The organism is Nocardioides panaciterrulae, assembly GCF_013409645.1.
In the GTDB taxonomy this organism is placed as follows: Bacteria; Actinomycetota; Actinomycetes; order Propionibacteriales; family Nocardioidaceae; genus Nocardioides; species Nocardioides panaciterrulae.
On record NZ_JACCBG010000001.1, the window covers coordinates 3,506,878 to 3,529,246 of the forward strand.

Sequence of the window (22,369 nt, forward strand, 5' to 3'; positions counted from 1 at the left end):
CCATGACCATCGCCCACCTCAAGCACGCCGTTCCGGTGGCCGCCGCCGACAACAGCGAGACCACCGCGCTGGTGACCAGGATGCTCGCCGAGATCGAAGCGGGCGGCGAGGAAGCCGTCGCCAAGTACTCCGCGCACCTCGACAGCTGGAGCCCGGAGAGCTTCCTGGTCACCCCCGAGCAGGTCGACCAGGCCGCCAAGCAGCTGTCGGACCAGGTCCGCGCCGACATCGACTTCTCCCTCGCCCGCGTCCAGGCCTTCGCCCGCGCCCAGCGCGAGAGCCTGCAGGACCTCGAGTTCGAGCTCAGCCCCGGGCTCAGGGCCGGCCATCGACACATCCCGGTCGAGGTGGCCGGCTGCTACGTGCCGGGCGGCCGGTACGCCCACGCGGCGTCGGCCGCGATGAGCATCGGCACCGCCAAGACCGCCGGCGTCCCGTTCGTCGTCGCCTGTTCTCCGCCGCGCGGGGAGAACGGCATCCACCCGGCCACGCTCTACGCCATGTCCGCCGCCGGCGCCGACGCCATCCTCTGCCTCGGCGGCGTCCAGGCGATCGCCGCGATGGCGTACGGCCTGTACACCGGCAAGCGGGCCGACGTGCTGGCCGGGCCCGGGAACCGCTTCGTCGCGGAAGCCAAGCGCCTGCTCTTCGGCCAGGTCGGCATCGACGTCTTCGCCGGCCCCACCGAGGCGCTGATCATCGCCGACGAGACCGCCGACCCGTGGATCGTGGCCGTCGACCTCGCCAGCCAGGCCGAGCACGGCCCCGACTCCCCCACGGTCCTGGTGACCACCTCCGAGGCCCTGGCCCGGAAGGTCATGGAGCTGATGCCCCAAGCGATCGACCCGCTCCCCACCGGCAAGGTGGCCGCGCAGGCGTGGGCCGACTGCGGCGAGGTGATCCTCTGCGACACGCGCGAGGAGGCGGCCCAGGTCTCCGACGACATCGCCTCCGAGCACGTCGAGGTGCACGCCGCGGACCTGCCGTGGTGGCACGACCGGCTGCGCAACTACGGCACGCTCTTCATCGGCGAGGAGACCACGGTCTCCTACGGCGACAAGTCCGCCGGACCGAACCACATCCTGCCGACCAAGCAGGCCGCCAGGTACACCGGAGGACTCTGGGTCGGCAAGTTCCTCAAGACGCTGACCTTCGAGCAGATGACGCGGGAGGCCAGCCGCGAGGTCGGCCAGGTGGTCGCGCGCGTCTCCCGCGTGGAAGGCATGGAGGGACACGCCCGCGCCGCCGACGTCCGACTGGCCAAGTACTTCCCCGACGAGCAGTTCACCCTGGTCCCCGAATGAGCCGGGTCGAGGCCCGGTTGCGGCAGGCCGGGCTGGTCCTGCCGGACCCGCCCGCCCCGGTCGCGATCTACGTGCCCGCCGTGACGGCACAGGGGGTCGCCTACACGGCGGGGCAGCTCCCCCTCACCGGCGGCGAGCTGGCCGGCGCCGGGAAGGTCGGCGAGGGACCCGGGCTGGTCACCCCGACCGAGGCGAACCGGCTGGCGGCCCTGTGCGCGCTCAACGCGATCGCCGCGCTCAAGTCGGTGCTGGGCGACCTGGACCGCGTACGCCAGGTCCTGAAGGTGGTCGGCTACGTCGCCAGCGACCCCGGGTTCGTCGGCCAACCGACGGTGCTCAACGGCGCCAGCGAAGTCTTCGGAGTCGCGTTCGGCGACGCCGGCCGGCACGCGCGGTCGGCCGTCGGGGTCGCCGTCCTGCCCCTGGACGCACCGGTCGAGGTCGAGGTGACGGTCGCGCATGACTGACCCACGTAGCTCCTCGGCAGCCCCCTCCGAGGGCACCGGCACCACGCGTGTGAAGCGTGGGATGGCCGAGATGCTCAAGGGTGGGGTGATCATGGATGTGGTCACCCCCGAGCAGGCCAGGATCGCCGAGGACGCCGGCGCGGTGGCCGTGATGGCGCTGGAGCGGGTGCCGGCCGACATCCGGGCCCAGGGCGGTGTCTCGCGGATGAGCGACCCGGACATGATCGACGGCATCATCGAGGCGGTCTCGATCCCGGTGATGGCCAAGGCCCGGATCGGCCACTTCGCCGAGGCCCAGGTGCTGCAGAGCCTGGGGGTGGACTACATCGACGAGTCCGAGGTGTTGACCCCGGCCGACTATGAGAACCACATCGACAAGTGGGCGTTCCCGGTGCCGTTCGTGTGTGGGGCGACCAACCTGGGCGAGGCGCTGCGCCGGCTCACCGAGGGCGCGGCGATGATCCGCTCCAAGGGCGAGGCCGGCACCGGTGACGTGTCCAACGCGGTCACCCACATGCGCACGATCCGCAAGCAGATCCGCGGTCTCGCCGCGCTCTCGCCCGACGAGCTGTTCGTCGCGGCCAAGGAGCTGCAGGCGCCCTACGAGCTGGTCAAGGAGGTCGCCGAGCACGGCAAGCTGCCCGTGGTGCTGTTCACCGCCGGTGGCATCGCCACCCCGGCGGACGCGGCGATGATGATGCAGCTGGGCGCCGAGGGCGTGTTCGTGGGCTCGGGCATCTTCAAGTCCGGCAACCCCGCGCAGCGCGCCGAGGCGATCGTGAAGGCCACGACCTTCTTCGACGACCCCGACGTGGTCGCCAAGGTCTCCCGCGGCCTGGGCGAGGCGATGGTCGGCCTCAACGTCGAGGAGATCCCCCAGCCACACCGGCTCGCCGAGCGCGGCTGGTGACCGTGTTCGGGCAAGCGTCGGCGGCCGACGACCACCTAGGGACCGGCCTGGTCGGTTGCCTGCTGCGACCCGCGGGCGTCGTGCCGGACCGGGGCATAGGCAACTCGGATGACCCCGGTAGCCAAGATGCCGGTGCCAGGCGCGCCGCGGGCAAGCGACGGTGATCAGGTGACGACAACCAGCCCCGCTGCCGTGGATCGACAGGATCGACGACACCGCGCGACGATCGTGCTGCCCGGGCTCGCCGTCGCCGTCGCCGTGGCCGTGGCGGCGTGGCCCATCGGTGCCGCGCTCCCGCTCCTGGGCGCCCCCGTGTCGGCCATCGTGCTCGGCGTGGCGCTGAGCCGCTTCGTCCGGCGGTGGTCGTCCCTGCAGCCCGGCATCGGCTTCTCGGCGCGGACCGTCCTCCAGGTAGCGGTGGTGATGCTCGGTTCGCAGCTGTCGCTGCGGCAGGTCGCCGAGGTCGGCGTCTCGTCGCTGCCGGTGATGCTGGGCACCCTGGTCGCGTGCCTGCTGGTCGCCCACGTCCTGGGCAAGCGGATGGGCATCGACCGGGATCTGCGCACGCTCATCGGCGTCGGCACCGCGATCTGCGGGGCTTCCGCCATCGCCGCGGTGAGCCCGGTGCTCCGGGCCCGCAGCAGCACGATCGCCTACGCGGTCTCCACGATCTTCTGCTTCAACATCGCGGCGGTGCTGCTCTTCCCGCCGCTCGGACACGCGCTGGGACTCACCCAGGACCAGTTCGGGCTGTTCGCGGGCACCGCGGTCAACGACACCTCGTCGGTGGTGGCGGCGGCCACGACGTACGGACCGGAGGCAGGGAACCACGCGGTCGTGGTGAAGCTGACCCGCACGCTGATGATCATCCCGATCTGCCTGGCCCTGGGCGTCATCGGCGCGGACCGCACCACCGCCCCGGCGGAGCGCCCTCACCTGCTGCGCCGATCGGTCCGCCTGGTGCCGTGGTTCCTGGTCGGCTTTCTCCTGGTCGCCGCGGCCAACACCGCCGGCGTGCTTCCCGCGGCGACGCAGCCAGTCACCCAGAAGGCCTCGATCTTCTTCATCACCATCGCCATGGCCGCCATCGGGCTCTCCACCGACGTCGCTGCGCTGCGCAAGGCCGGGGCACGCCCGTTGATCCTCGGCGCCGTACTCTGGGTCGTCGTGACGACCACCAGCCTGCTCCTGCTGCGGGTGGCGTCCTAACGAGATGCTTCCCGCGTGGACGCCCGAGCTAGCGACGCTCGACCTGCTGCTGTCGGTCGCCGAACTGGGCAGCGTCGGCAAGGCGGCCGCCGCGCACGGCATGAGCCAGCCCAGCGCCAGTGCCCGGCTGTCCCGGCTTGAACGGCAGTTGGCGGTCCCCCTGCTCGCCCGCAGTGCCCACGGCACGGGGCTCACGCCGAACGGCGAAGCCGTGGTCGCCTGGGCGGGCGACGTCGTCAAGGCCGCGCGCACCCTCACCGAGGGTGTCCGAGCGCTGCAAGCGGTGGGGCAGTCCCGGCTCAGGGTTGCCGCCAGCCTCACCGTCGCGGAGTACTGCCTGCCCCTGTGGCTGCTGTCCCTCCGCCGCACGCATGCCACCGCGGACGTGGGCGTGACCGTCTCCAACAGCCGGGGCGTCTGCGAACGGGTCCGGAACGGGCAGGCAGACCTCGGGTTCATCGAAAGCCCCACCGTGCCGGCGGGCTTCACCACGCGGGCTGTGGGCAGCGACCGGCTGGCCCTGGTGGTCTCCCCGCGCTTCCCCCTCGCCGCGCGCGCTGCGCAGGGTCTTCGCGCCCGCGACCTGCCCGATCTACCGCTGCTGCTACGCGAGCGCGGCTCCGGCACCCGCGAGGCCTTCCTCGCCGGCCTCGCCGAGTCGCTCGGCGAGGAGCCCGACGCGCGGCACGCCGTCGAACTGGGCTCCACCTCGATGATCTTGGCGACAGCGCGCGCCAGTGGCGGGGTGGGGGTCGTCAGTGCGCGCGCCGCAGCCACCGACCTCGCCGCCGGAACCCTCGTGGAGGTCCCGGTTCACGACCTGGTGGCCGACCGCCCCTTGACCGCGCTCTGGCTCGGTCGGGAGCCGACGCCGCTCGCCCGCGACCTGGTCGCGCTGGCGGATGCCGTCTGAAGTGTGCGTCCAATCCAGTCCCCCCGACCGCCACTTCTGGCGGAAGCCTCTCCCTATCAGGCAAGCACACACTTGCATATACTGCTTACGTGGCTGACGTGTACAGGGCGCTCGCCGACGAGACCAGACGCCTCATCCTCGATGAGCTGGCGACCAGGGACGGCCAAAGCCTGTTCGAAATCTGTACGGCGCTCACCATGCATCACCGCGTCGGCTCGACCCGCCAAGCGATCTCCCAGCACCTGAGCGTGCTCGAGGAAGCCGGCCTCGTGGCAACCGAGCGGCGTGGTCGCACCAAGCTCCACTTCTTCGACCCAGAGCCACTCGAAGCCATCACCAGACGATGGCCGACCACTCGAAAGGAAGCTCCATGAGGATCGAGTTGACCAGCGTCTATGTAGACGACCAGCGCGCGGCGCTCGAGTTCTACACCGAGGTCCTGGGCTTTTCCAAGCACCATGACATCCCGCTTGGTGAGCACTCCTGGCTGACCGTTGTTTCCCCAGACGCTCCAGGTGGACCCCAGCTGCTGCTGGAACCGGCCGGCCACCCGGCAGTGAAGCCATATCGCGACGCACTCGTCGAAGACGGCATTCCGTCAGCCCAGTTCGCCGTCGACGACGTCGCCGCCGAGTACGAGCGACTGACCGGCAACGGCGTCACCTTCACCCAGCCCCCCACGGACATCGGCACCGCCGTCGTCGCCGTCTTCGACGACACCTGCGGCAATCTCATCCAACTCATCACCGAGAAGCCGGGCATGGTCTGACCACATGCGAGCAGTGCCTGATCGCATCCCCGACGCTGCGCGTGACTGTCCAAGCGTCCTTCCACCACTGCTTCTCGAACTCCAAGATGGCGGCCTCGGTCTCGGTCGGCGCCGCCCGTCGCGGGACTCCGGCTGGGGGGTCACTGTGAAGCGCCCCAGGTTCGATGCGGCATCAAACCTGGGGGCGCTTCAATCTACGAGAACGGTCGCGGCACGGCAGCGTAAGCATCTCTGCGAACACGACCGAGAAGATCTGGCGGTCACGTGGTGGCCAGGTCTATCGGTTCTTGAAAGAGTTCCGCATATGAATGACTCGCGAGTCGAGCCGGGAGCCCGAACGTGACGACCGATAGTTCCCGCATCGTCAACGACGTCGACACCCAGTTCCGGCAGGCCGTCACGGCGATGACGTCGCCGACCCACGCGGCACCCTCCCCGCGGCCGACGGAGCCCGGGGTGCTCCTACGCCTGTTCGAGGCCCAACTCGGCAGCCGACACTTGGACTTCGCGGGTCGCTGGCTGCAAACGCAACGGCGCGGCTTCTACACCATCGGCTCCTCGGGCCACGAAGGGAACGCCGCGGTCGCCGATGCGCTGCGCCCGACCGATCCGGCGCTCCTCCACTACCGGTCAGGCGCCTTCTACCTGGCCCGGGCCAGCCAGGTCACAGGACATCAGGGGCTTCGTGACGTCTTACTCGGCATGGCCGCTGCCGCGGACGAGCCCATGACCGGTGGCCGGCACAAGGTCTTCGGCCACCCGGACCTCAACGTGCTGCCGCAGACCTCCACGATCGCCTCGCACCTCCCGCGCGCGGTCGGCGTCGCGTTTGCGACCGAGCGGGCCAAGAAGCTCGGGGTACCAAGCGCGTGGCCCCACGACGCGATCACCGTTTGCAGTTTCGGGGATGCCTCCGCGAACCACTCCACCGCGTTGGGCGCCATCAACGCGGCCCTGCATGGTTCGTATCAAGGCCTCCCCGTGCCGCTGCTGCTCGTGTGCGAGGACAACGGCCTCGGGATCAGCGGTCGGAGCCCACGGGGATGGATCGCCGCGACCTACGGCGCCCGGCCCGGGCTCTCGTACTTCACTGCTGACGGCACCGACCTCGAGGAGACGCTTGCCGTGGCCCGTGAGGCCGTGGCATGGGTTCGCACCCGCCGCGCGCCGGCATTCCTGCACCTTCGCACGGTGCGGCTCATGGGACACGCTGGCTCCGACGTCGAGCTCGCTTACCGGGCTGTGGCCGAAATCCAGCGCGACCTGCGTCAGGATCCGGTGTTGGCTACGGCGAAGATCCTGGTCGATGCCGGCATCCTCACGCCCACCGAGGTGCTCGCGCGCTACGAGCGCACCCGCGAGCACGTCATGACGATCGCTGAGGAGGTGCTCGCGCGGCCACAGCTCGCGTTGCGAGCTGACGTCGTCGCGCCTCTGCGCTTCGGAGACCAGCAAGAGGTCGCCGAGGAGGCCGGCCGCGCCGCCGGCAGAGAACGGCGCCGAGGGATGTTCGGCGACACGCTGCCCGAAGACGAAGGCGGGCTGACCCTGGCGCAGTCGATCAACCGGGCATTGGGCGATACCCTCGCGGCCCGCCCGGAGGCCCTGGTCTTCGGCGAGGACGTCGGTGTCAAGGGAGGCGTGTACGGCGTCACCCGGGGGCTCGCCAAGCGGGCCGGCGGGGCCCGAGTTTTCGACACCCTGCTTGATGAGCAGACGATCCTCGGACTCGGCCTCGGAACCGCAGTTTCCGGGCTGCTACCGATCCCGGAGATCCAGTATCTGGCGTACCTGCACAACGCCGAGGACCAGCTGCGCGGCGAGGGAGCAAGCCTGCCGTTCTTCTCCGACCGGCAGTACCTCAATCCGATGGTGGTGCGCATCGCGGGCTACGCCTACCAGAAGGGCTTCGGTGGCCACTTCCACAACGACAACTCGGTGGCCGTTCTCCGCGACATCCCGGGAATCGTGATCGCCTCTCCGGCGCGGCCCGATGATGCCGCCGCGATGCTGCGCACCTGCGTTGCGGCTGCTCGGGCCGACGGCCGCCTCTGCGTCTTCCTCGAACCTATTGCGCTGTACCACACCCGCGACCTCTATGAAGAGGGCGACGGGCAGTGGCTGTCACGCTATGCCGCGCCGGACGAGTGGCCGAAGAAGCACGTGCCTCTCGGCCGGGCACGGACCTACTTCGACGGCGAAGATCTCACTATCGTCTCGTTCGGCAACGGCCTGCGCATGAGCCTCCGGGTCGCCCGGCGACTGGAGCATGCCGGCATCCACTGCCGCGTGGTTGACCTGCGCTGGCTCTCCCCCCTCCCGGTTGAGGATCTGCGTCGCGAGGCTGAGGCCACCGGACGTGTGCTTGTCGTGGACGAGACCAGGAAGTCCGGAGGCGTGGCGGAGTCCGTGATGGCGACCCTTCTCGACTCCGACTACCGGGGGTTGCTGTCGCGCGTGGCAGGAGCCGACACCTACATCCCGCTGGGCGATGCCGCCGAGCTGGTCCTGGTCTCAGAGGATGAGATCTGGGAGGCCGCGATGGCTATTGGTCGGGCTCCTGCTGTGCGAGACCGCTGACTGTCCCGATGCTCGGGGCGAGGCTCTGCGGGTCCAACCGCCGCTGCCGCGAGGGCTCCGCGGCCAGCGGCGGCGAGCCAGACCGTTTGGATAGCGCGACCGCGTCGCTAGAAGGCCACATGAGACACCGCAATCATGAGGCCGAACTGCGCTGCCGCCGCGGCAACGACCGCGGCGCAGAGAGCGATCAGCCGTCTGGCTGACCAGCTGCCTCCCATCGAGAGATGGGTGACGACGACCACGACGAGCGAGAACGTCACCAGCGCGGATCCGAAGCCTCCGAGGACGACCAGGGTCTCGCGAGGTGTGGAGCCGGCGTGGGCGGCGATGCTGCCGCCGCCGAAAGCGAAGGCGGCCACCGCCGTGAAGAGTCCGATGACCTCGATCATTCTCGCGATGGAGCGGCGCTCGATGTCGCCGACCTCGTCTCGCACATCCAGCAAGTCCTGCTCGACCCGGTCACGGTCGCGTCTCATCGACAGGCCGGCGACACTCAACTCGCGCTCCCGAACGCACTGCTCCGAGAAGGTGCGCACGAACTCCGTGGATCCGTGCAGTTTGGCCAGGGCGCTCTCGACCTTGCGGATGGCAGCTTCGTAGTCGCCCTGCAGACGAAGGGCGGTGGCGTATCGAAAGAGGATGACACTCGACGCCCGCCCGGAGTACGTGATCGCGCGCTCGCAGACATCCTGCAGGACCTCCCCCTGCCGCTCGAGTTCGAAGTTGAGCCAGACGGCGTGCGCGACGATGTCATAAACCGCGTCCTCGAACTCACGCACATCGTGAGCCGACAGCGCGGCCTCCACGGCGGCCGCAGCCTCCGCCGCGTCCTGCGTCTGGCGGATGTCACAGAACGCGTCGAGGGCACGGATCACCGCGTCCGTTTGCTCGGGATCGATCTGCACGTGGCGGAACATGCGTGCCATCGCCTCGACGTCGAACACGAACCTCTTGCGCATCAACGCCACGTGCAGGCGGAAGCGGTCGCTGGCTCGATCGACCGACGGAGGCAGGTCGGTGTTGGCGCCCCTGGTGATCCAGGCGATCCGATTCGCGAGCCTGTACTTCCGGAAGGGAGTGAGGCATTCCCCGTATCGGTCCAGCCAATCACCCAGTACGTCCAGTCCATCGGCGTCCCGGATGGCTCTCGCCTCGAACAGAGGATGAAGCAGATCGCCCGACCTGGCCGGCACGCCCGCCTCGCGAGCCTCCGACAACTGCTGACCGAGCGCTTCGAGGGCGGCGTCGAGACGAGGCGTCAGGACCGGGTTCAGGTTCTCGTAGGCCTCGCCGGTGTGGTCGGTGGCCATGGCAAGCAGTTCATCGAGCATCTCGTCCATGCGCATGTCGCTCGTCTGAGTCACCAGACCTCCAGTTCGATTCTCTCCGCGCGGTCGTCCTCGCCGCTCGCGGCACATCGCGGGCAGCCTAGGAGCGGCGGCACGCCAGCACACGAGAATCAGGCAACGTCTGTCAGCCGGTCAGCGCGCCGCGGCTCGCGGCCAGCACCAACGCCACTCCAGGCACGTGGTCACAGCGAGACGCCCGAGAACGTACGTCGGGCCCGCCACCTTGCGGTGACGGGCCCGAGGCACGTGCCTAGATCAGCGGAGCATCATCAGCTGCAGCCGCTGGTGCTGCCGCAACCCTCGCAGACGTAGCAGGAGCCGGCGGGGCGCATCTTGGTGCCGCAGGTGAAGCAGAGCGGGGAGTCGACCGCGGTGCCGGTGATCTTCTCCAGGAGCTCGGCGGAGGTGTGGGCCTCCTTGGTCGCCGAAGCCGGAACCTCGGGCACCCCGGCGTCCTCGGTCTCGATACGCTCGCTGGCGCTCGCTACTCGACCACCGGACGAGTCCACTCGACCAGCGAGGTCGGCCGAGGAGCCGTCGAGCAGCTCGGCGGCGGAGCCGGTCTCCTCGAGGGGCTCGTACGAGCCGGTCTCCAGGTAGCGCTGGCGCTCGTCGGCGGAGTAGATGCCCAGCGCCTGGCGGGTCTCGAAGGGCAGGTAGTCCAGCGCGAGGCGGCGGAAGATGTAGTCCATGATCGACTGGCTCATCCGCACGTCCGGGTCGTCGGTCAGGCCGGCCGGCTCGAAGCGCAGGTTGGTGAACTTCGAGACGTAGGTCTCCAGCGGCACGCCGTACTGCAGGCCGATGCTCACCGCGATCGAGAACGCGTCCATCACGCCGGCCAGGGTCGAGCCCTGCTTGCCGAGCTTGAGGAACACCTCGCCCAGCTCGCCGTCGTCGTGGGCACCGGAGGTCATGTACCCCTCGGCGCCGCCCACCGTGAACGAGGTGGTGCGCGACTGGCGCGACTTCGGCAGCCGCTTGCGGGTCGGGGCGTAGACGACCTTCTCCACGACCTTCTCGATCACCTCGGCGGCCTCCGCCGCGGCCGCGGCGTCCTTCTTAGCCTTGCCGCCGCCGTCGGCCAGCGGCTGGCCGACCTTCGCGTTGTCGCGGTAGATCGCGGTCGCCTTCAGCCCCAGCTTCCAGGACTGCAGATAGACGTCCTCGACGTCCTCGATCGAGGCCGACTGCGGGAGGTTGACGGTCTTGGAGATCGCCCCGCTGAGGAACGGCTGGCAGGCCGCCATCATCCGCACGTGGCCCATCGGCTTCAGCGAGCGGGCGCCCATCGCGCAGTCGAAGACCTCGTAGTGCTCGGTCTTCAGGCCCGGGGCGTCGACCACGTGGCCGTGCTCGGCGATGTAGTCGACGATCGCCTCGACCTGCTCGGGCTGGTAGCCCATCTTGCGCAGCGCCCGCGGCACGGTCTGGTTGACGATCTGCATCGAGCCGCCGCCGACGAGCTTCTTGAACTTCACCAGCGAGAAGTCCGGCTCGATGCCGGTGGTGTCGCAGTCCATCATGAAGCCGATGGTGCCGGTGGGCGCGAGCACCGAGGCCTGCGCGTTGCGGAAGCCGTTCTTCTCGCCGAGCTTGATCACCTCGGCCCAGGCCTTGGTCGCGGCCTTGTGCACCTGGCTGTCGGCCACGTGCAGGGTGCGCACGGTGTCGTTGGCGGCCTGGTGCTTGCGCATCACCCGCTTGTGGGCGTCGGCGTTGCGCTGGTAGCCGGCGTACGGGCCGACGATCGCGGCGAGCTCGGCCGAGCGCTTGTAGGACTGGCCGGTCATCAGCGAGGTGATGGTCGCGGCCATCGCCCGGCCGCCGTCGGAGTCGTAGCCCAGGCCCATCGCCATCAGCAGCGCGCCGAGGTTGGCGTAGCCGATGCCGAGCTGGCGGTAGTCGACGGTGGTCTTGCCGATCGACTCGGTCGGGAAGTCGGCGAAGCAGATCGAGATGTCCATCGCGGTGATGATCAGCTCGACGGCCTTCGCGAACAGCTCGGCGTCGAAGGTGTCGTCGTCCCGCAGGAACTTCAGCAGGTTCAGCGAGGCCAGGTTGCACGAGGAGTTGTCCAGCGACATGTACTCCGAGCAGGGGTTGGACGCGGTGATCCGGCCGGTCTCGGGGTTGGTGTGCCAGTCGTTGATCGTGTCGTCGTACTGCAGGCCCGGGTCGGCGCACTCCCAGGCGGCGGTCGAGATCTTGCGGAACAGCTCGCGGGCGTCGACGGTCTCGATCACCTCGCCGGTCTTGCGGGCCCGCAGCCCGAACTCGGTGCCGTCCTCGACCGCGCGCATGAACTCGTCGCTGACGCGCACGGAGTTGTTGGCGTTCTGGTACTGCACGGACGTGATGTCCTTGCCGCCGAGGTCCATGTCGAACCCGGCGTCGCGCAGCGCGCGGATCTTGTCCTCCTCGCGCGCCTTGGTCTCGACGAACTCCACGATGTCGGGGTGGTCGACGTCGAGCACGACCATCTTCGCCGCGCGACGGGTCGCACCGCCGGACTTGATGGTGCCCGCGGAGGCGTCGGCGCCGCGCATGAAGGAGACCGGACCGGAGGCGGTGCCGCCGGATGAGAGCAGCTCCTTGGAGGAGCGGATCCGGGAGAGGTTCAGGCCGGCGCCGGAGCCGCCCTTGAAGATGAACCCCTCCTCCTTGTACCAGTTGAGGATCGAGTCCATCGAGTCGTCGACGGAGAGGATGAAGCAGGCCGAGACCTGCTGCGGCGAGGGCGTGCCGACGTTGAACCAGACCGGGGAGTTGAACGAGAAGTACTGGTGGACGAGCAGCCAGGTGAGCTCGTGCTCGAAGACCTCGGCGTCGGCCTTGGTCGCGAAGTAGCCGTGCTCGAGGCCGGCCTTGGTGTAGGTCTTCACCACCCGGTCGACGATGTGCTTGAGGCTCCACTCGCGGACGTCGCTGCCGACCGCGCCGCGGAAGTACTTCGTGGTGACGATCGTCGAGGCGTTGACCGACCAGAAGTCGGGGAACTCCACGCCCTTCTGCTCGAAGACGGTCTCGCCGGTCTTCCAGTTGGTCTGGACGACGTCGCGACGCTCCCAGGTGATCTCGTCGTACGGGTGCTTGCCCTTGGTGCTGAAGACCCGCTGGATCTTCAGGCCGGCGCCCGTCTTGGCCGCTGCGCCACTCACCGTCTCGGTCATCCCTGGTTCTCCCTGTTTTCCCTCGTCGTCGCCCTGGCTGGGGCCCTGCATTGATGGTCTCTCCGACCACCGACATCCGGTCGCGGCCCGCTGGGCCGCTGCTCCTCTTCGGGAGCGGTTGCGGGAAGCTGGTTTGGTACGCCCGGCGCGCGCCGCTTCCCCACGACGCACGCCGGGCGGTCTGTGGTCAGCCCGGTGGGGCTGAGGTCTCGACGAGCTCGCCCGCCGGGGCGAGGCCCTCGGGGCTGTCCGGCACGCCGGCGCGCTCGGCGCGGAGCGCGGCGATCTCGTCCTCGAAGTCGTCGGCGGACTCGAACGCGCGGTAGACGCTGGCGAAGCGCAGGTAGGCGACCTCGTCGAGCCGCTTGAGCGGCCCGAGGATCGCCAGCCCCACCTCGTGCGCCGGGATCTCCGCGGCGCCCTCGCTGCGCAGCGCGTCCTCGACCTCCTGGCCCAGGCAGGCCAGCTGGTCCTCGGTGACCGGGCGGCCCTTGCAGGCCTTGCGGACGCCGGCGACCGCCTTCTCCCGGGTGAACGGCTCGGTCGCGCCCGAGCGCTTGACCACGCTCAGCTGCATCTGCTCCACGGTCGTGAACCGCTTCTGGCAGCTGCTGCAGGTGCGCCGGCGGCGGATCGAGCCGCCGTCGTCGGCGACCCGGGAGTCCAGGACCCGGGTGTCGGTGTGCCGGCAGTGCGGACAGTGCATCCTGGGCCCCCTCTCGCAAGTCGTTGGGTGGTGCACTCGCACCCGACTCCGGGGTCGCAACGAACACCCCTCGAGGGGTGTGCAGAAGCTGTGGATATCGGGCGTTCTACTGTGGAGAACAACCAGCCACCTGTGGGGCTTCCGCGCCTAGCTGTGAACTAGATGTGGATAACTACACCGGTGTAAGTACTAGATGTAGTGGTAACCGTACGCGCCCATCCCGAGGCTTCGCAAGCGAATGCGGAACTCCCCCGGCGTGTCGTTTGGGGCAGTTGTGAAACCGCAGGTCAGGGCGGGTGGGCCGGTCCGGCCCGGGCGTGTCGTGGGCCGGTGGGGATCCCCTTCCGGCGTCCCGTCGCCGGGGGACGTTGGCCACTGGGCGGTGGACCGGGCACCGGGGACGTTCACCACCGAGCCCGACCCGACCGGCACCACGCTGTCGCTGCGGTTCGACTACTCCACCAAGGTGCCGTTCATGGACCGGGTCGTCGATCGCGTCCTCTGGCACGCGGACCGCGACCTGGACACCATGCTCACGACCATGAAGCGGGCCATCGAGAGCTGACGCTCCCGGGTGTACGAACGTTCGACCACCACCGGGCCCGCAGCCGCGGCCCGCCAGCGACGCGGGGCCCCGCCACCACGGCGGCCGGCCGCAGCTCGCCGCCGGCGCGGGCGAGGGCGAGGATCTTCACAATCGCTTGTGAGAAAGTCTTGTCAGGGACTTTGTATACAACATACGGTGCGGGGAGCCCCATCGAATCCGGCCCCGAGGAGCCTCCCGATGTCCCCTGTGCACAACAGATCCCTCCCCCGCCTGGCCAAGGCCGGGACCGCCGTCGTCGCCCTGTCCCTGGCCGCCCTCAGCGCCTGCTCCTCCGTCGGCGCGGACAACAACGGAGCGTCGGCCGCGAAGGGCCCCGACGCCTTCGGCTCCACCGCCGACACCGCGCAGGTGCAGGACGGCGGCACGCTGACCATGGCTCTCTCCGCCGAACCCGACATGCTCGACCCCACGCTCTCGCGCAGCCTCTACTCCCGCTACGTCTTCTCCACGATGTGCGAGAAGCTCTACGACGTCAACCAGGACGCCGAGATCGTCCCGCAGCTGGCCACCGACCTGCCGAAGACCAGCGACGGCGGCAAGACCGTCACGATCCCGCTGCGCACCGACGCGGTCTTCTCCGACGGCACCAAGATGGACTCCGCCGCGGTCAAGACCACGCTGGAGCGCGACCTGACCAACCCGCAGTCCGGCCGGGTCAGCGAGCTCGGCCCGATCTCGTCGATCGAGACGCCCGACGCCAGCACGGTCGTGGTGCACTTCAAGGAGCCGTTCACGCCGTTCACCGCGGCGCTCGCCGACCGGGCCGGGATGGTCATGAGCCCGGCCGCGCTGAAGAAGTACGGCGACAACTTCGCCTCCCACCCCAGCTGCGTGGGGCCGTTCAAGTTCTCCAAGCGCGTCCCGCAGAACTCCATCGAGGTCGTCCGCGACCCCAACTACTACGACGCCGACAAGGTCCACCTCGACAAGATCGTGTGGCGGATCCTCTCCGACTCCGGCATCCGCGCGGCCAACCTGCGCTCGGGTGACGTCAAGGTCGCCGACACGATCTCCCCCCAGGACGTCGGCGAGCTGAGCAACGACCCCTCGCTGAGCATCCTGCAGTCCCAGTCGCTGGGCTACCAGGGCGTCACGTTCAACGTCGGCAACGTCGACGGCGTCGGCACGCCCCCCAAGCCGATCGACCGCCCCGACGCCAAGGACGCCCGGGTCCGGCAGGCCTTCGAGTACGCCATCGACCGCCAGGGCCTGGTCAAGGCGGTCTTCAACAACCAGTACGACGTGGCCTGCTCGCCGATCTCCCCGGCCTCGCCGTACTCCTCCGACGCCGCGCAGCAGTGCCGCCCGCACGACCCGGAGAAGGCCAAGCAGCTGCTCAAGGAGGCCGGTGTCTCCCTGCCCTACAAGGTCACGATGCTGGAGTCCAACACCCCTGACAGCCTGCGGCTGGCCCAGGCGCTGCAGTCGATGGTCAAGGACGGCGGCTTCGACCTGAAGATCCAGCCCGTGGAGTACTCCTCGCTGCTCGACCAGCAGGACCGCGGCGACTTCGAGCTGCTGCAGCTCGGCTGGAGCGGCCGGGTGGACCCCGACGCCAACATCACCCCGTTCGTCGGCACCGGCGGCAGCCTGAACGTCTCCGGCTACAGCAACCCCGAGCTCGACAAGCTGCTCGACCAGGCCCGCCAGGCCGGCGACGTCTCGACCCGGCAGGACCTCTACGGCCAGGCCGTGAAGGTGATGAGCGAGGACGACCCGATCGTCTACCTCTACCGCCAGCGCAACATCACCGGCGTGTCCAACGACGTCAAGGGCGTGCAGGTCTTCCCGGACGGCGTGGTGCGCCTGGCGTTCGCCGGGCTGGCGAAGTAGCGGTGGCCCGCTACCTCTTCCACCGCGCCTGGCAGTCGGCGATCACGCTGCTGCTGGCCACCGTGGTGGTCTTCCTCGGGATGCGGGCACTGCCCGGGGATCCGGCCCTCGCCCTCGCGGGCGAGGACCGGACCCCGGCGGCCCTCGCCGCGATCCGGCACCACTACGGCCTCGACCAGCCGGTGTGGGTGCAGTTCGGGCACTTCATCGCCAACGCCCTGCACGGCGACTTCGGGGTGTCGGTCCGCACCGGCATCCCGGTGTCCTCGATGCTGCGCACGGCGCTGCCGGTCACCGTCGAGCTCTCCGCGCTGGCGATCCTCATCGCCACGGTGGTCGGCGTGGGCGCCGGCGTGCTGGCCGCCGTGCGGCGGGGCCGCCCCAGCGAGTGGTTCGCCAACGGGCTGGCCCTGATCGGGCTGTCCGTGCCGCACTTCTGGCTCGGGCTGCTGGCGATCCTCTACCTCTCGGTCGGGGCCGGCCTGTTCCCGGCCTCCGGGTTCGTGCCGCTGAGCCACCCCATCGACAACCTGCACCACCTGATCCTGCCCGCGGTCATCCTCGGCACCGGCCTGGCCGCGGTGATCATGCGGCAGACCCGCTCGGCGATGCTCGACTCGCTCTCGGCCGACTACGTCCGCACCGCCCGGGCCAAGGGGCTGCGCCCCGGCACGGTGGTGGGCCGGCACGCGCTGCGCAACAGCCTGATCGTGGTGATCACGATCGTCGGGCTGCAGCTCGGCGGGCTGATCTCCGGGGCGGTCGTCACCGAGCAGATCTTCGGGCTGCCCGGGTTCGGGAAGATGACGATCGACGCGGTCTTCCAGCGGGACTACCCCGTCATCCAGGCCGTCGTACTGATCACCGCGACCGCCTACATCCTCATCAACTTCATCGTCGACCTGCTCTACTCGATCGTCGACCCGCGGATCCGGGTCGCCGGGGAGGCCTCGTGACCGCCGTCGCCGAAACACCCGTCGCCCCCGTCGTCACCGCCGCGCCCGGCCGCCGGGCCCGGGTGCTGCGCCGGCTGCGCCGCAACCCGCTGGCCATGGTCAGCCTGACCGTGCTGGTGGTGGCGGTGCTGGCCGCCGTGCTCGCGCCCTGGCTGGCGCCGTACGCCCCGGCCCAGACCGACTTCTCCCACACCCTCGCCCCGCCCGGCACGCCCGGGCACTTGCTCGGCACCGACGACCTCGGCCGCGACGTGCTGTCGCGGATCATGTACGGCGCCCGCGCCTCGCTCGAGGTGGGCGTGCTCGCGGTCGTGGTGGCGCTGCTCGTGGGCGTGCCGCTCGGGCTGGCCGGCGGCTACTTCCCCGCCGCGGACACCGTGATCGGCCGGCTGACCGACCTGCTGCTGGCCTTCCCGTTCCTGATCATGGCCGTCGGGCTCGCCGCGATCCGCGGCGCCAGCCTCGGCAACGCGGCGATCGCCATCGGCGTCGCCCAGGTGCCCAGCGTGATCCGGGTGGTCCGCTCCGACACCCTGCGGCTGAAGTCGCTGGACTTCGTCGCCGCCGCGATCGTCGACGGCGCCGGCGACGTGTGGGTGCTGGCCCGGCACGTGCTGCCCAACGCCACCTCGGCGATCCTGGTGCAGGCGACCGTCGCGATCCCCGCGGCGATCCTCGGCGAGGCGGTGCTGTCCTTCCTCGGCCTGGGCATCCAGCCGCCCGCGCCCAGCCTCGGCACGATGCTCGCCTCGGCCCAGCAGTTCGCCGCCCGGGCGCCGTGGGCTGCGGTGATGCCGGGCCTGACGATCATGCTGCTGGCGCTGGCGTTCAACGTGTTCGGCGACGCGCTGCGCGACGCCCTCGACCCGAAGGGGAACCGATGAGCTCGTCGACGCAGGTCGACGGGGTCGACCACCTCGACTCCGTTGACCACGCCCAGACCGAACCCGTGCTGCGGGTGCGCGACCTGTCGGTGGAGTTCGTCACCGAGTCCGGCCGGGTCTCGGCCGTCGACGGGGTCGACCTCACGCTGGGCGCCGGCGAGATCGTCGGCGTGGTCGGCGAGTCCGGCTGCGGCAAGAGCGTCACCTCGATGAGCCTGGCCGGGCTGCTGCCCGGCACCGCGAAGGTGACCGGCTCGGTGCAGCTGCGCGGCGACGGCGGCCGCACCACCGAGCTGGTCGGCGCCCGCGGACCGGCGCTGCGCCGGGTGCGCGGCCGCGAGGTCGCCTACATCTTCCAGGAGCCGATGACCTCGTTGAACCCGGTCCTCACCGTGGGCAGCCAGGTCGCCGAGGTGCTCCGGGCGCACGAGAAGATCTCCCGCCGCGACGCCCGCCGGCGCGCCGTCGAGCTGCTCCGGCTGGTGGGCATCCCCTCCCCCGAGACCCGGGTCGACGACTACCCCCACCAGCTCTCCGGCGGCATGCGGCAACGGGTGATGATCGCGATGGCGGTCGCCTGCGACCCCAAGGTGCTGGTCGCCGACGAGCCCACCACCGCGCTCGACGTGACCGTCCAGGCGGGCATCCTGCAGGTGCTGAGGGACCTGCGCGACCGGCTGGGCACCAGCATCTTGTTCATCACCCACGACCTCGGGGTGATCGCCGACATCGCCGACCGGGTCGTGGTGATGTACGCCGGCCGCGTGGTCGAGTCCGGCCCGGTGGAGGAGCTGTTCGCCCACCCCCGGCACCGCTACACCGCCGGGCTGATGGCCGCCTCCCCCCAGCCCGGCCGGCACGCCGGCACCGACCGGCTCGACGAGATCCCCGGCCTGGTGCCGGTGCTCTCCGAGCAGCCCGACGCCTGCACGTTCGCGGACCGCTGCCCGGCCGCCGACCAGCGGTGCCGCACCGAGCGGCCGCCACTGACGTCCCCCGGCGGGGCCGACGCCGGCCCGCACCGGGCCGCCTGCTGGCACCCCGTCCCCGCCGTACCGGAGGAGACCCGATGACCGCCCAGCCCACCCCCTCCACGGACCGCGCGGCCGACACCGACCCGCTGGCGCTCGAGGTCGAGCACCTCGCCATGCACTTCGGGCCGGTGCGCGCGGTCGACGACGTGTCGTTCACGCTGCGGCCCGGACAGGTGCTCGCGCTGGTCGGCGAGAGCGGCTCGGGCAAGTCCACGGTCGGCAAGTGCCTCACCCGGCTGGTCGAGCCCACCGGCGGCACCGTCCGGGTCGCCGGCACCGACGTCACCCACCTCACCCGCCGCCAGCTGCGGCCGCACCGCGGGGACGTGTCGATCGTCTTCCAGGACCCCGCCGGCTCGCTCGACCCGCGGATGCTGGTCGGCGACGTGGTCGGGGAGCCGCTCCGGCTGCGCGGGGAGAAGCTCTCGCGCCGCGACCGCGACGCCCGGGTCACCGAGGAGCTCGGCCGGGTCGGGCTGCGCGCCGAGGTCGCCCAGCGCTACCCCCACGAGCTCTCCGGCGGCCAGCGGCAGCGGGTCTCGATCGCCCGCGCGCTGATCTCCAAGCCCTCGCTGCTGATCGCCGACGAGCCGACCAGCGCGCTGGACGTCTCGGTGCAGGCCGCGGTGCTCAACCTGCTCGCCGACCTGCAGCACGACATGAGGTTCGCCTGCCTGTTCATCACCCACGACCTGTCCGCGGTGGAGTACCTCGCCGACGACGTCGCGGTGATGTACCTCGGCCAGCTCGTCGAGCGCGGCTCGCGCCGGCGGCTCTTCGAGCGGCCCACGCACCCCTACACCCAGGCCCTGCTGGCCGCCGCCCCCGTCGCCGACCCGGTCGTCCAGCGGCAGCGCCGCCCGGTGCTGCTCGGCGACGACCTGCCCTCGGCGCTCGACCCTCCGTCGGGCTGCCGGTTCCGGACCCGCTGCCCGGCCGCCACCGACCTGTGCACCCAGGTGCCACCGCTGGTGGACCTGGGCGACGGCTCCGCGGCCTGTCACTACGTGCGGCCGGACGGCTCCGGCCCCGACGTGCGCGACGAGGCCGCGACCACCGCCGGCGACCCCCACACCGCCACCGTTCCCGGGAGGATCCCCACCGCATGACCTTCACGACCCGCCCCACCCTGCAGGGCACCTTCGGCATGGTCTCCTCCACGCACTGGCTGGCCAGCCAGTCCGCGATGGGCATCCTCGAGCACGGCGGCAACGCCTTCGACGCCGCGGTCACCGCCGGCTTCGTGCTGCACGTCGTCGAGCCGCACCTCAACGGCCCCGGCGGCGAGGTGCCGGCGATCGTGGCCACCGCACAGGACCCGCGGCCGCGGGTGCTCTGCGGCCAGGGCCCGGCGCCGCGCGGCGCGACCATCGAGCACTACCGCGGGCTCGGGCTCGAGCTGGTCCCGGGCTCCGGGCCGCTCGCCGCGGCCGTGCCCGGCGCGGTCGACGCCTGGCTGCTGCTGCTGCGCGACCACGGCACGATGACGCTCGCCGACGTGCTCGCCCCCGCGATCGGCTACGCCCGCGACGGACACCCGCTGCTCGGCCGGGTCGGCGACACCGTCGCCGCGGTCCGCGAGCTCTTCGAGCAGGCCTGGCACACCTCGGCGGCGCTCTGGCTCGCCGGCGGTCGACCGCCCGGCGACGGCGAGATGTTCCGCAACCCGGCGTACGCCACCACCCTGGAGCGGCTGGTCGGGGAGTCCCGCGGCGCCGCCTCCCGCGAGGCCGGCATCGACGCCGCCCGGCGCGCCTGGTCGCAGGGGTTCGTGGCGGAGGCCGTCGACGCGTTCTCCCGGCAGTCCTTCCGCGACTCCAGCGGCGAGGCGCACGCCGGCCTGGTCACCGGCCAGGACATGGCGGAGTTCTCCGCCACCTGGGAGGAGCCCGCGACCCTGGAGTTCGCCGGGCACACGGTCGCCAAGACCCGGCCCTGGGGGCAGGGCCCGGTGCTGCTGCAGACGCTGGCCACCCTCGACGCGCTCGGCGCGGAGCCGGGCTCGGAGCTGCTGGACCCGGGCACGGTCGCGGGCGCGCACGCCCAGGCCGAGGCGCTCAAGCTCGCCTTCGCCGACCGGGAGGGCTGGTACGGCGACACCGAGGTGCCGCTGGACGACCTGCTCTCCCCGTCGTACGCCAAGGAACGCGCGGCGCTGATCGGCGAGACCGCCTCCCGCGAGGTCCGCCCCGGCTCCCCCGGCGGCCGCACCCCGCGGCTGGCGCGCTACGTCACCGAGGGGCTCGCGGACGCCGACCGCCCGGGCGCCGAGGCCGACCCGACCACCGGCGAGCCGACGGTCCGCGCGGACGGGCAGACCAAGGGCGACACCTGCCACGTGGACGTCGTGGACCGCTGGGGCAACACGATCTCCGCGATGCCCAGCGGCGGCTGGCTGCAGAGCTCGCCGACGATCCCCGAGCTCGGCTTCCCGCTGGGCAGCCGGCTGCAGATGACCTGGCTCGAGGAGGGGCTGCCCTCCTCGCTGACGCCCGGCAGGCGCCCGCGGACCACGCTCAGCCCGACGATGGTGCTGCGCGACGGCGTCCCGGTGCTCGCCTGCGGCACCCCCGGCGGGGACCAGCAGGACCAGTGGCAGCTGCTGTTCGTGCTCCGGGTGCTGGCCGGCGGGCAGTCGCTGCAGGAGGCGATCGACGCCCCGATGTGGCACACCACCAGCCTGCCGGCCTCGTTCTACCCCCGCGGGGTCGAGCCCGGCGTCCTGGTCGTCGAGGACCGGCTCGGCGAGGAGGTGCTGGCCGGGCTCGAGGCCCGCGGCCACGACGTACGCCGGGCCGGGCCGTGGAGCCTGGGCCGGATGTGCGCGGTCGCGCGCGACCCCGAGACCGGGGTGCTCTCCGCCGGCGCGAACCCGCGCGGGATGCAGGGCTACGCGTGCGGACGCTGATCCGCGGCCTCGCCGTACCCCTCCTCGGCGTTGGTGTGCGCCGCGTGCGAGGCGGCCGCGAGGTGCGCGATCGCGCAGCGCTCGGCCACCTCGGGGTCGCCGGACTCGATGGCGTCGACCAGCGTGATGTGCTCCTGCCACGAGTGAGGCGCCCGCCGGGCGGCCCCGAGGCGGAAGACCCACTGCACGTGCAGGTAGAGCGCGGTCGCGATCGAGGTCAGCCACGGGTTGCCGCTCAGGTGCAGGATCCGCAGGTGCAGCGCGCTGTTGAGCTCCGCCAGCCGGGCCAGGTCGCCGGCCTCGGTGGCGACCCGCGCCTGCTCGAGCATCTCCCGCAGGCTCGCCACGCCGTCGGCGCCCGCGCGCTCGGCGGCCAGCCGGGCCGCCAGCGGCTCCAGGCGCTCGCGCACCGCGAAGATGTCGGCCACCGCGGTGGCGCTCGGCGAGGCCACCACGGCACCGCGGCGCGGCATGATCACCACGAAGCCCTCGGTCTCCGCGACCCGCAGGGCCTCGCGGACCGGGTTGCGGGAGACCCCGAAGTCCACCGCCAGCCGGTCCTCGGTGAGGCGCTCACCGGGCGGGTAGACGCCGTTGATGATCGCCGCACGCAGGGCCTCGAGGACCTGGTCGCGCAGCGGTAGGTGCTGGGCCCCGAGCGTGGCCGTGGTGGCCGGGCTGGCCGGGCTCGGCTCCGGCGTCCTCAGGTCGCTCACCGTGGCCACCTCCCGCGGCTCCCACCGCTTTGTATACGAAAGACAATCGAT

The 22,369-nt window shown here is 71.0% G+C and carries 19 protein-coding genes; 15 read left to right on the top strand and 4 right to left on the bottom strand.

Annotated features, from left to right (window positions below):
• Positions 1–2: 2 nt before the first annotated feature.
• The 8 genes from hisD to BJZ21_RS16710 all read left to right on the top strand — a co-directional run bounded on the left by hisD (position 3) and on the right by BJZ21_RS16710 (position 8,152).
• On the top strand, positions 3–1,304 hold the full coding sequence (gene hisD, locus BJZ21_RS16675; RefSeq protein WP_179664783.1) for a histidinol dehydrogenase: 1,302 nt from the start codon (positions 3–5) through the stop codon (positions 1,302–1,304).
• Positions 1,301–1,771: a RidA family protein gene (locus BJZ21_RS16680; RefSeq protein ID WP_179664784.1), complete on the top strand. Its 471-nt coding sequence runs from the start codon at positions 1,301–1,303 to the stop codon at positions 1,769–1,771. Before hisD ends, BJZ21_RS16680 begins: the two co-directional genes overlap by 4 nt.
• The gene (gene pdxS / locus BJZ21_RS16685) at positions 1,764–2,681 is read left to right on the top strand and encodes a pyridoxal 5'-phosphate synthase lyase subunit PdxS (protein ID WP_179664785.1); all 918 of its coding nucleotides are present in this window, start codon (positions 1,764–1,766) and stop codon (positions 2,679–2,681) included. Before BJZ21_RS16680 ends, pdxS begins: the two co-directional genes overlap by 8 nt.
• Before the next feature lie 192 nt (positions 2,682–2,873).
• Positions 2,874–3,890, top strand: a complete 1,017-nt coding sequence (locus tag BJZ21_RS16690) for a YeiH family protein (protein ID WP_343052184.1) — start codon at positions 2,874–2,876, stop codon at positions 3,888–3,890.
• A 4-nt stretch (positions 3,891–3,894) separates the two neighbouring features.
• Positions 3,895–4,803 (top strand): LysR family transcriptional regulator, encoded by a 909-nt coding sequence (locus BJZ21_RS16695; RefSeq protein WP_179664786.1) that lies wholly within the window; start codon positions 3,895–3,897, stop codon positions 4,801–4,803.
• An 89-nt stretch (positions 4,804–4,892) separates the two neighbouring features.
• Entirely contained in the window at positions 4,893–5,177 is a 285-nt protein-coding gene (locus BJZ21_RS21510; protein ID WP_179664787.1) for a metalloregulator ArsR/SmtB family transcription factor, read from the top strand.
• The gene (locus BJZ21_RS16705) at positions 5,174–5,572 is read left to right on the top strand and encodes a VOC family protein (RefSeq protein WP_179664788.1); all 399 of its coding nucleotides are present in this window, start codon (positions 5,174–5,176) and stop codon (positions 5,570–5,572) included. The genes BJZ21_RS21510 and BJZ21_RS16705 overlap by 4 nt, the downstream gene beginning before the upstream one ends.
• A 339-nt stretch (positions 5,573–5,911) precedes the next feature.
• Positions 5,912–8,152: a thiamine pyrophosphate-dependent enzyme gene (locus BJZ21_RS16710; RefSeq protein ID WP_343052185.1), complete on the top strand. Its 2,241-nt coding sequence runs from the start codon at positions 5,912–5,914 to the stop codon at positions 8,150–8,152.
• Positions 8,153–8,259: 107 nt separating this feature from the next.
• Here BJZ21_RS16710 and BJZ21_RS16715 read toward each other — a convergent pair whose 3' ends face one another.
• The 3 genes from BJZ21_RS16715 to nrdR form a co-directional block, all read right to left on the bottom strand.
• Positions 8,260–9,492 (bottom strand): hypothetical protein, encoded by a 1,233-nt coding sequence (locus BJZ21_RS16715; RefSeq protein WP_179664789.1) that lies wholly within the window; start codon positions 9,490–9,492, stop codon positions 8,260–8,262.
• A gap of 278 nt (positions 9,493–9,770) precedes the next feature.
• Entirely contained in the window at positions 9,771–12,674 is a 2,904-nt protein-coding gene (locus BJZ21_RS16720; protein WP_179664790.1) for a vitamin B12-dependent ribonucleotide reductase, read from the bottom strand.
• 187 nt (positions 12,675–12,861) lie between these two features.
• The gene (nrdR, locus tag BJZ21_RS16725) at positions 12,862–13,380 is read right to left on the bottom strand and encodes a transcriptional regulator NrdR (protein ID WP_179664791.1); all 519 of its coding nucleotides are present in this window, start codon (positions 13,378–13,380) and stop codon (positions 12,862–12,864) included.
• 382 nt (positions 13,381–13,762) lie between these two features.
• On the opposite strand from nrdR, the gene BJZ21_RS16730 reads away from it, so the two are divergent.
• From BJZ21_RS16730 to BJZ21_RS16760, 7 genes are all read left to right on the top strand, one after another.
• On the top strand, positions 13,763–13,945 hold the full coding sequence (locus BJZ21_RS16730) for an SRPBCC family protein (protein WP_179664792.1): 183 nt from the start codon (positions 13,763–13,765) through the stop codon (positions 13,943–13,945).
• 219 nt (positions 13,946–14,164) lie between these two features.
• A complete protein-coding gene (locus BJZ21_RS16735) occupies positions 14,165–15,820 on the top strand; it encodes an ABC transporter substrate-binding protein (RefSeq protein WP_179664793.1) in 1,656 nt (551 codons plus the stop codon).
• A gap of 2 nt (positions 15,821–15,822) precedes the next feature.
• Positions 15,823–16,776 carry an ABC transporter permease subunit gene (locus tag BJZ21_RS16740; RefSeq protein ID WP_179664794.1) on the top strand — a complete coding sequence of 318 codons (954 nt, stop codon included), beginning with the start codon at positions 15,823–15,825 and terminating at the stop codon, positions 16,774–16,776.
• Positions 16,773–17,660, top strand: a complete 888-nt coding sequence (locus tag BJZ21_RS16745; protein ID WP_179664795.1) for an ABC transporter permease subunit — start codon at positions 16,773–16,775, stop codon at positions 17,658–17,660. The genes BJZ21_RS16740 and BJZ21_RS16745 overlap by 4 nt, the downstream gene beginning before the upstream one ends.
• Positions 17,657–18,733, top strand: a complete 1,077-nt coding sequence (locus BJZ21_RS16750; RefSeq protein ID WP_179664796.1) for an ABC transporter ATP-binding protein — start codon at positions 17,657–17,659, stop codon at positions 18,731–18,733. The genes BJZ21_RS16745 and BJZ21_RS16750 overlap by 4 nt, the downstream gene beginning before the upstream one ends.
• Positions 18,730–19,803, top strand: coding sequence for an ABC transporter ATP-binding protein (locus BJZ21_RS16755; protein WP_179664797.1), 1,074 nt, complete (start codon positions 18,730–18,732; stop codon positions 19,801–19,803). The genes BJZ21_RS16750 and BJZ21_RS16755 overlap by 4 nt, the downstream gene beginning before the upstream one ends.
• Positions 19,800–21,602 (top strand): gamma-glutamyltransferase family protein, encoded by a 1,803-nt coding sequence (locus BJZ21_RS16760; protein WP_179664798.1) that lies wholly within the window; start codon positions 19,800–19,802, stop codon positions 21,600–21,602. Before BJZ21_RS16755 ends, BJZ21_RS16760 begins: the two co-directional genes overlap by 4 nt.
• On the opposite strand, the gene BJZ21_RS16765 is transcribed toward BJZ21_RS16760, so the two are convergent.
• A complete protein-coding gene (locus BJZ21_RS16765; RefSeq protein ID WP_179664799.1) occupies positions 21,584–22,318 on the bottom strand; it encodes an FCD domain-containing protein in 735 nt (244 codons plus the stop codon). The genes BJZ21_RS16760 and BJZ21_RS16765 overlap by 19 nt on opposite strands.
• Between the last annotated feature and the right edge of the window lie 51 nt (positions 22,319–22,369).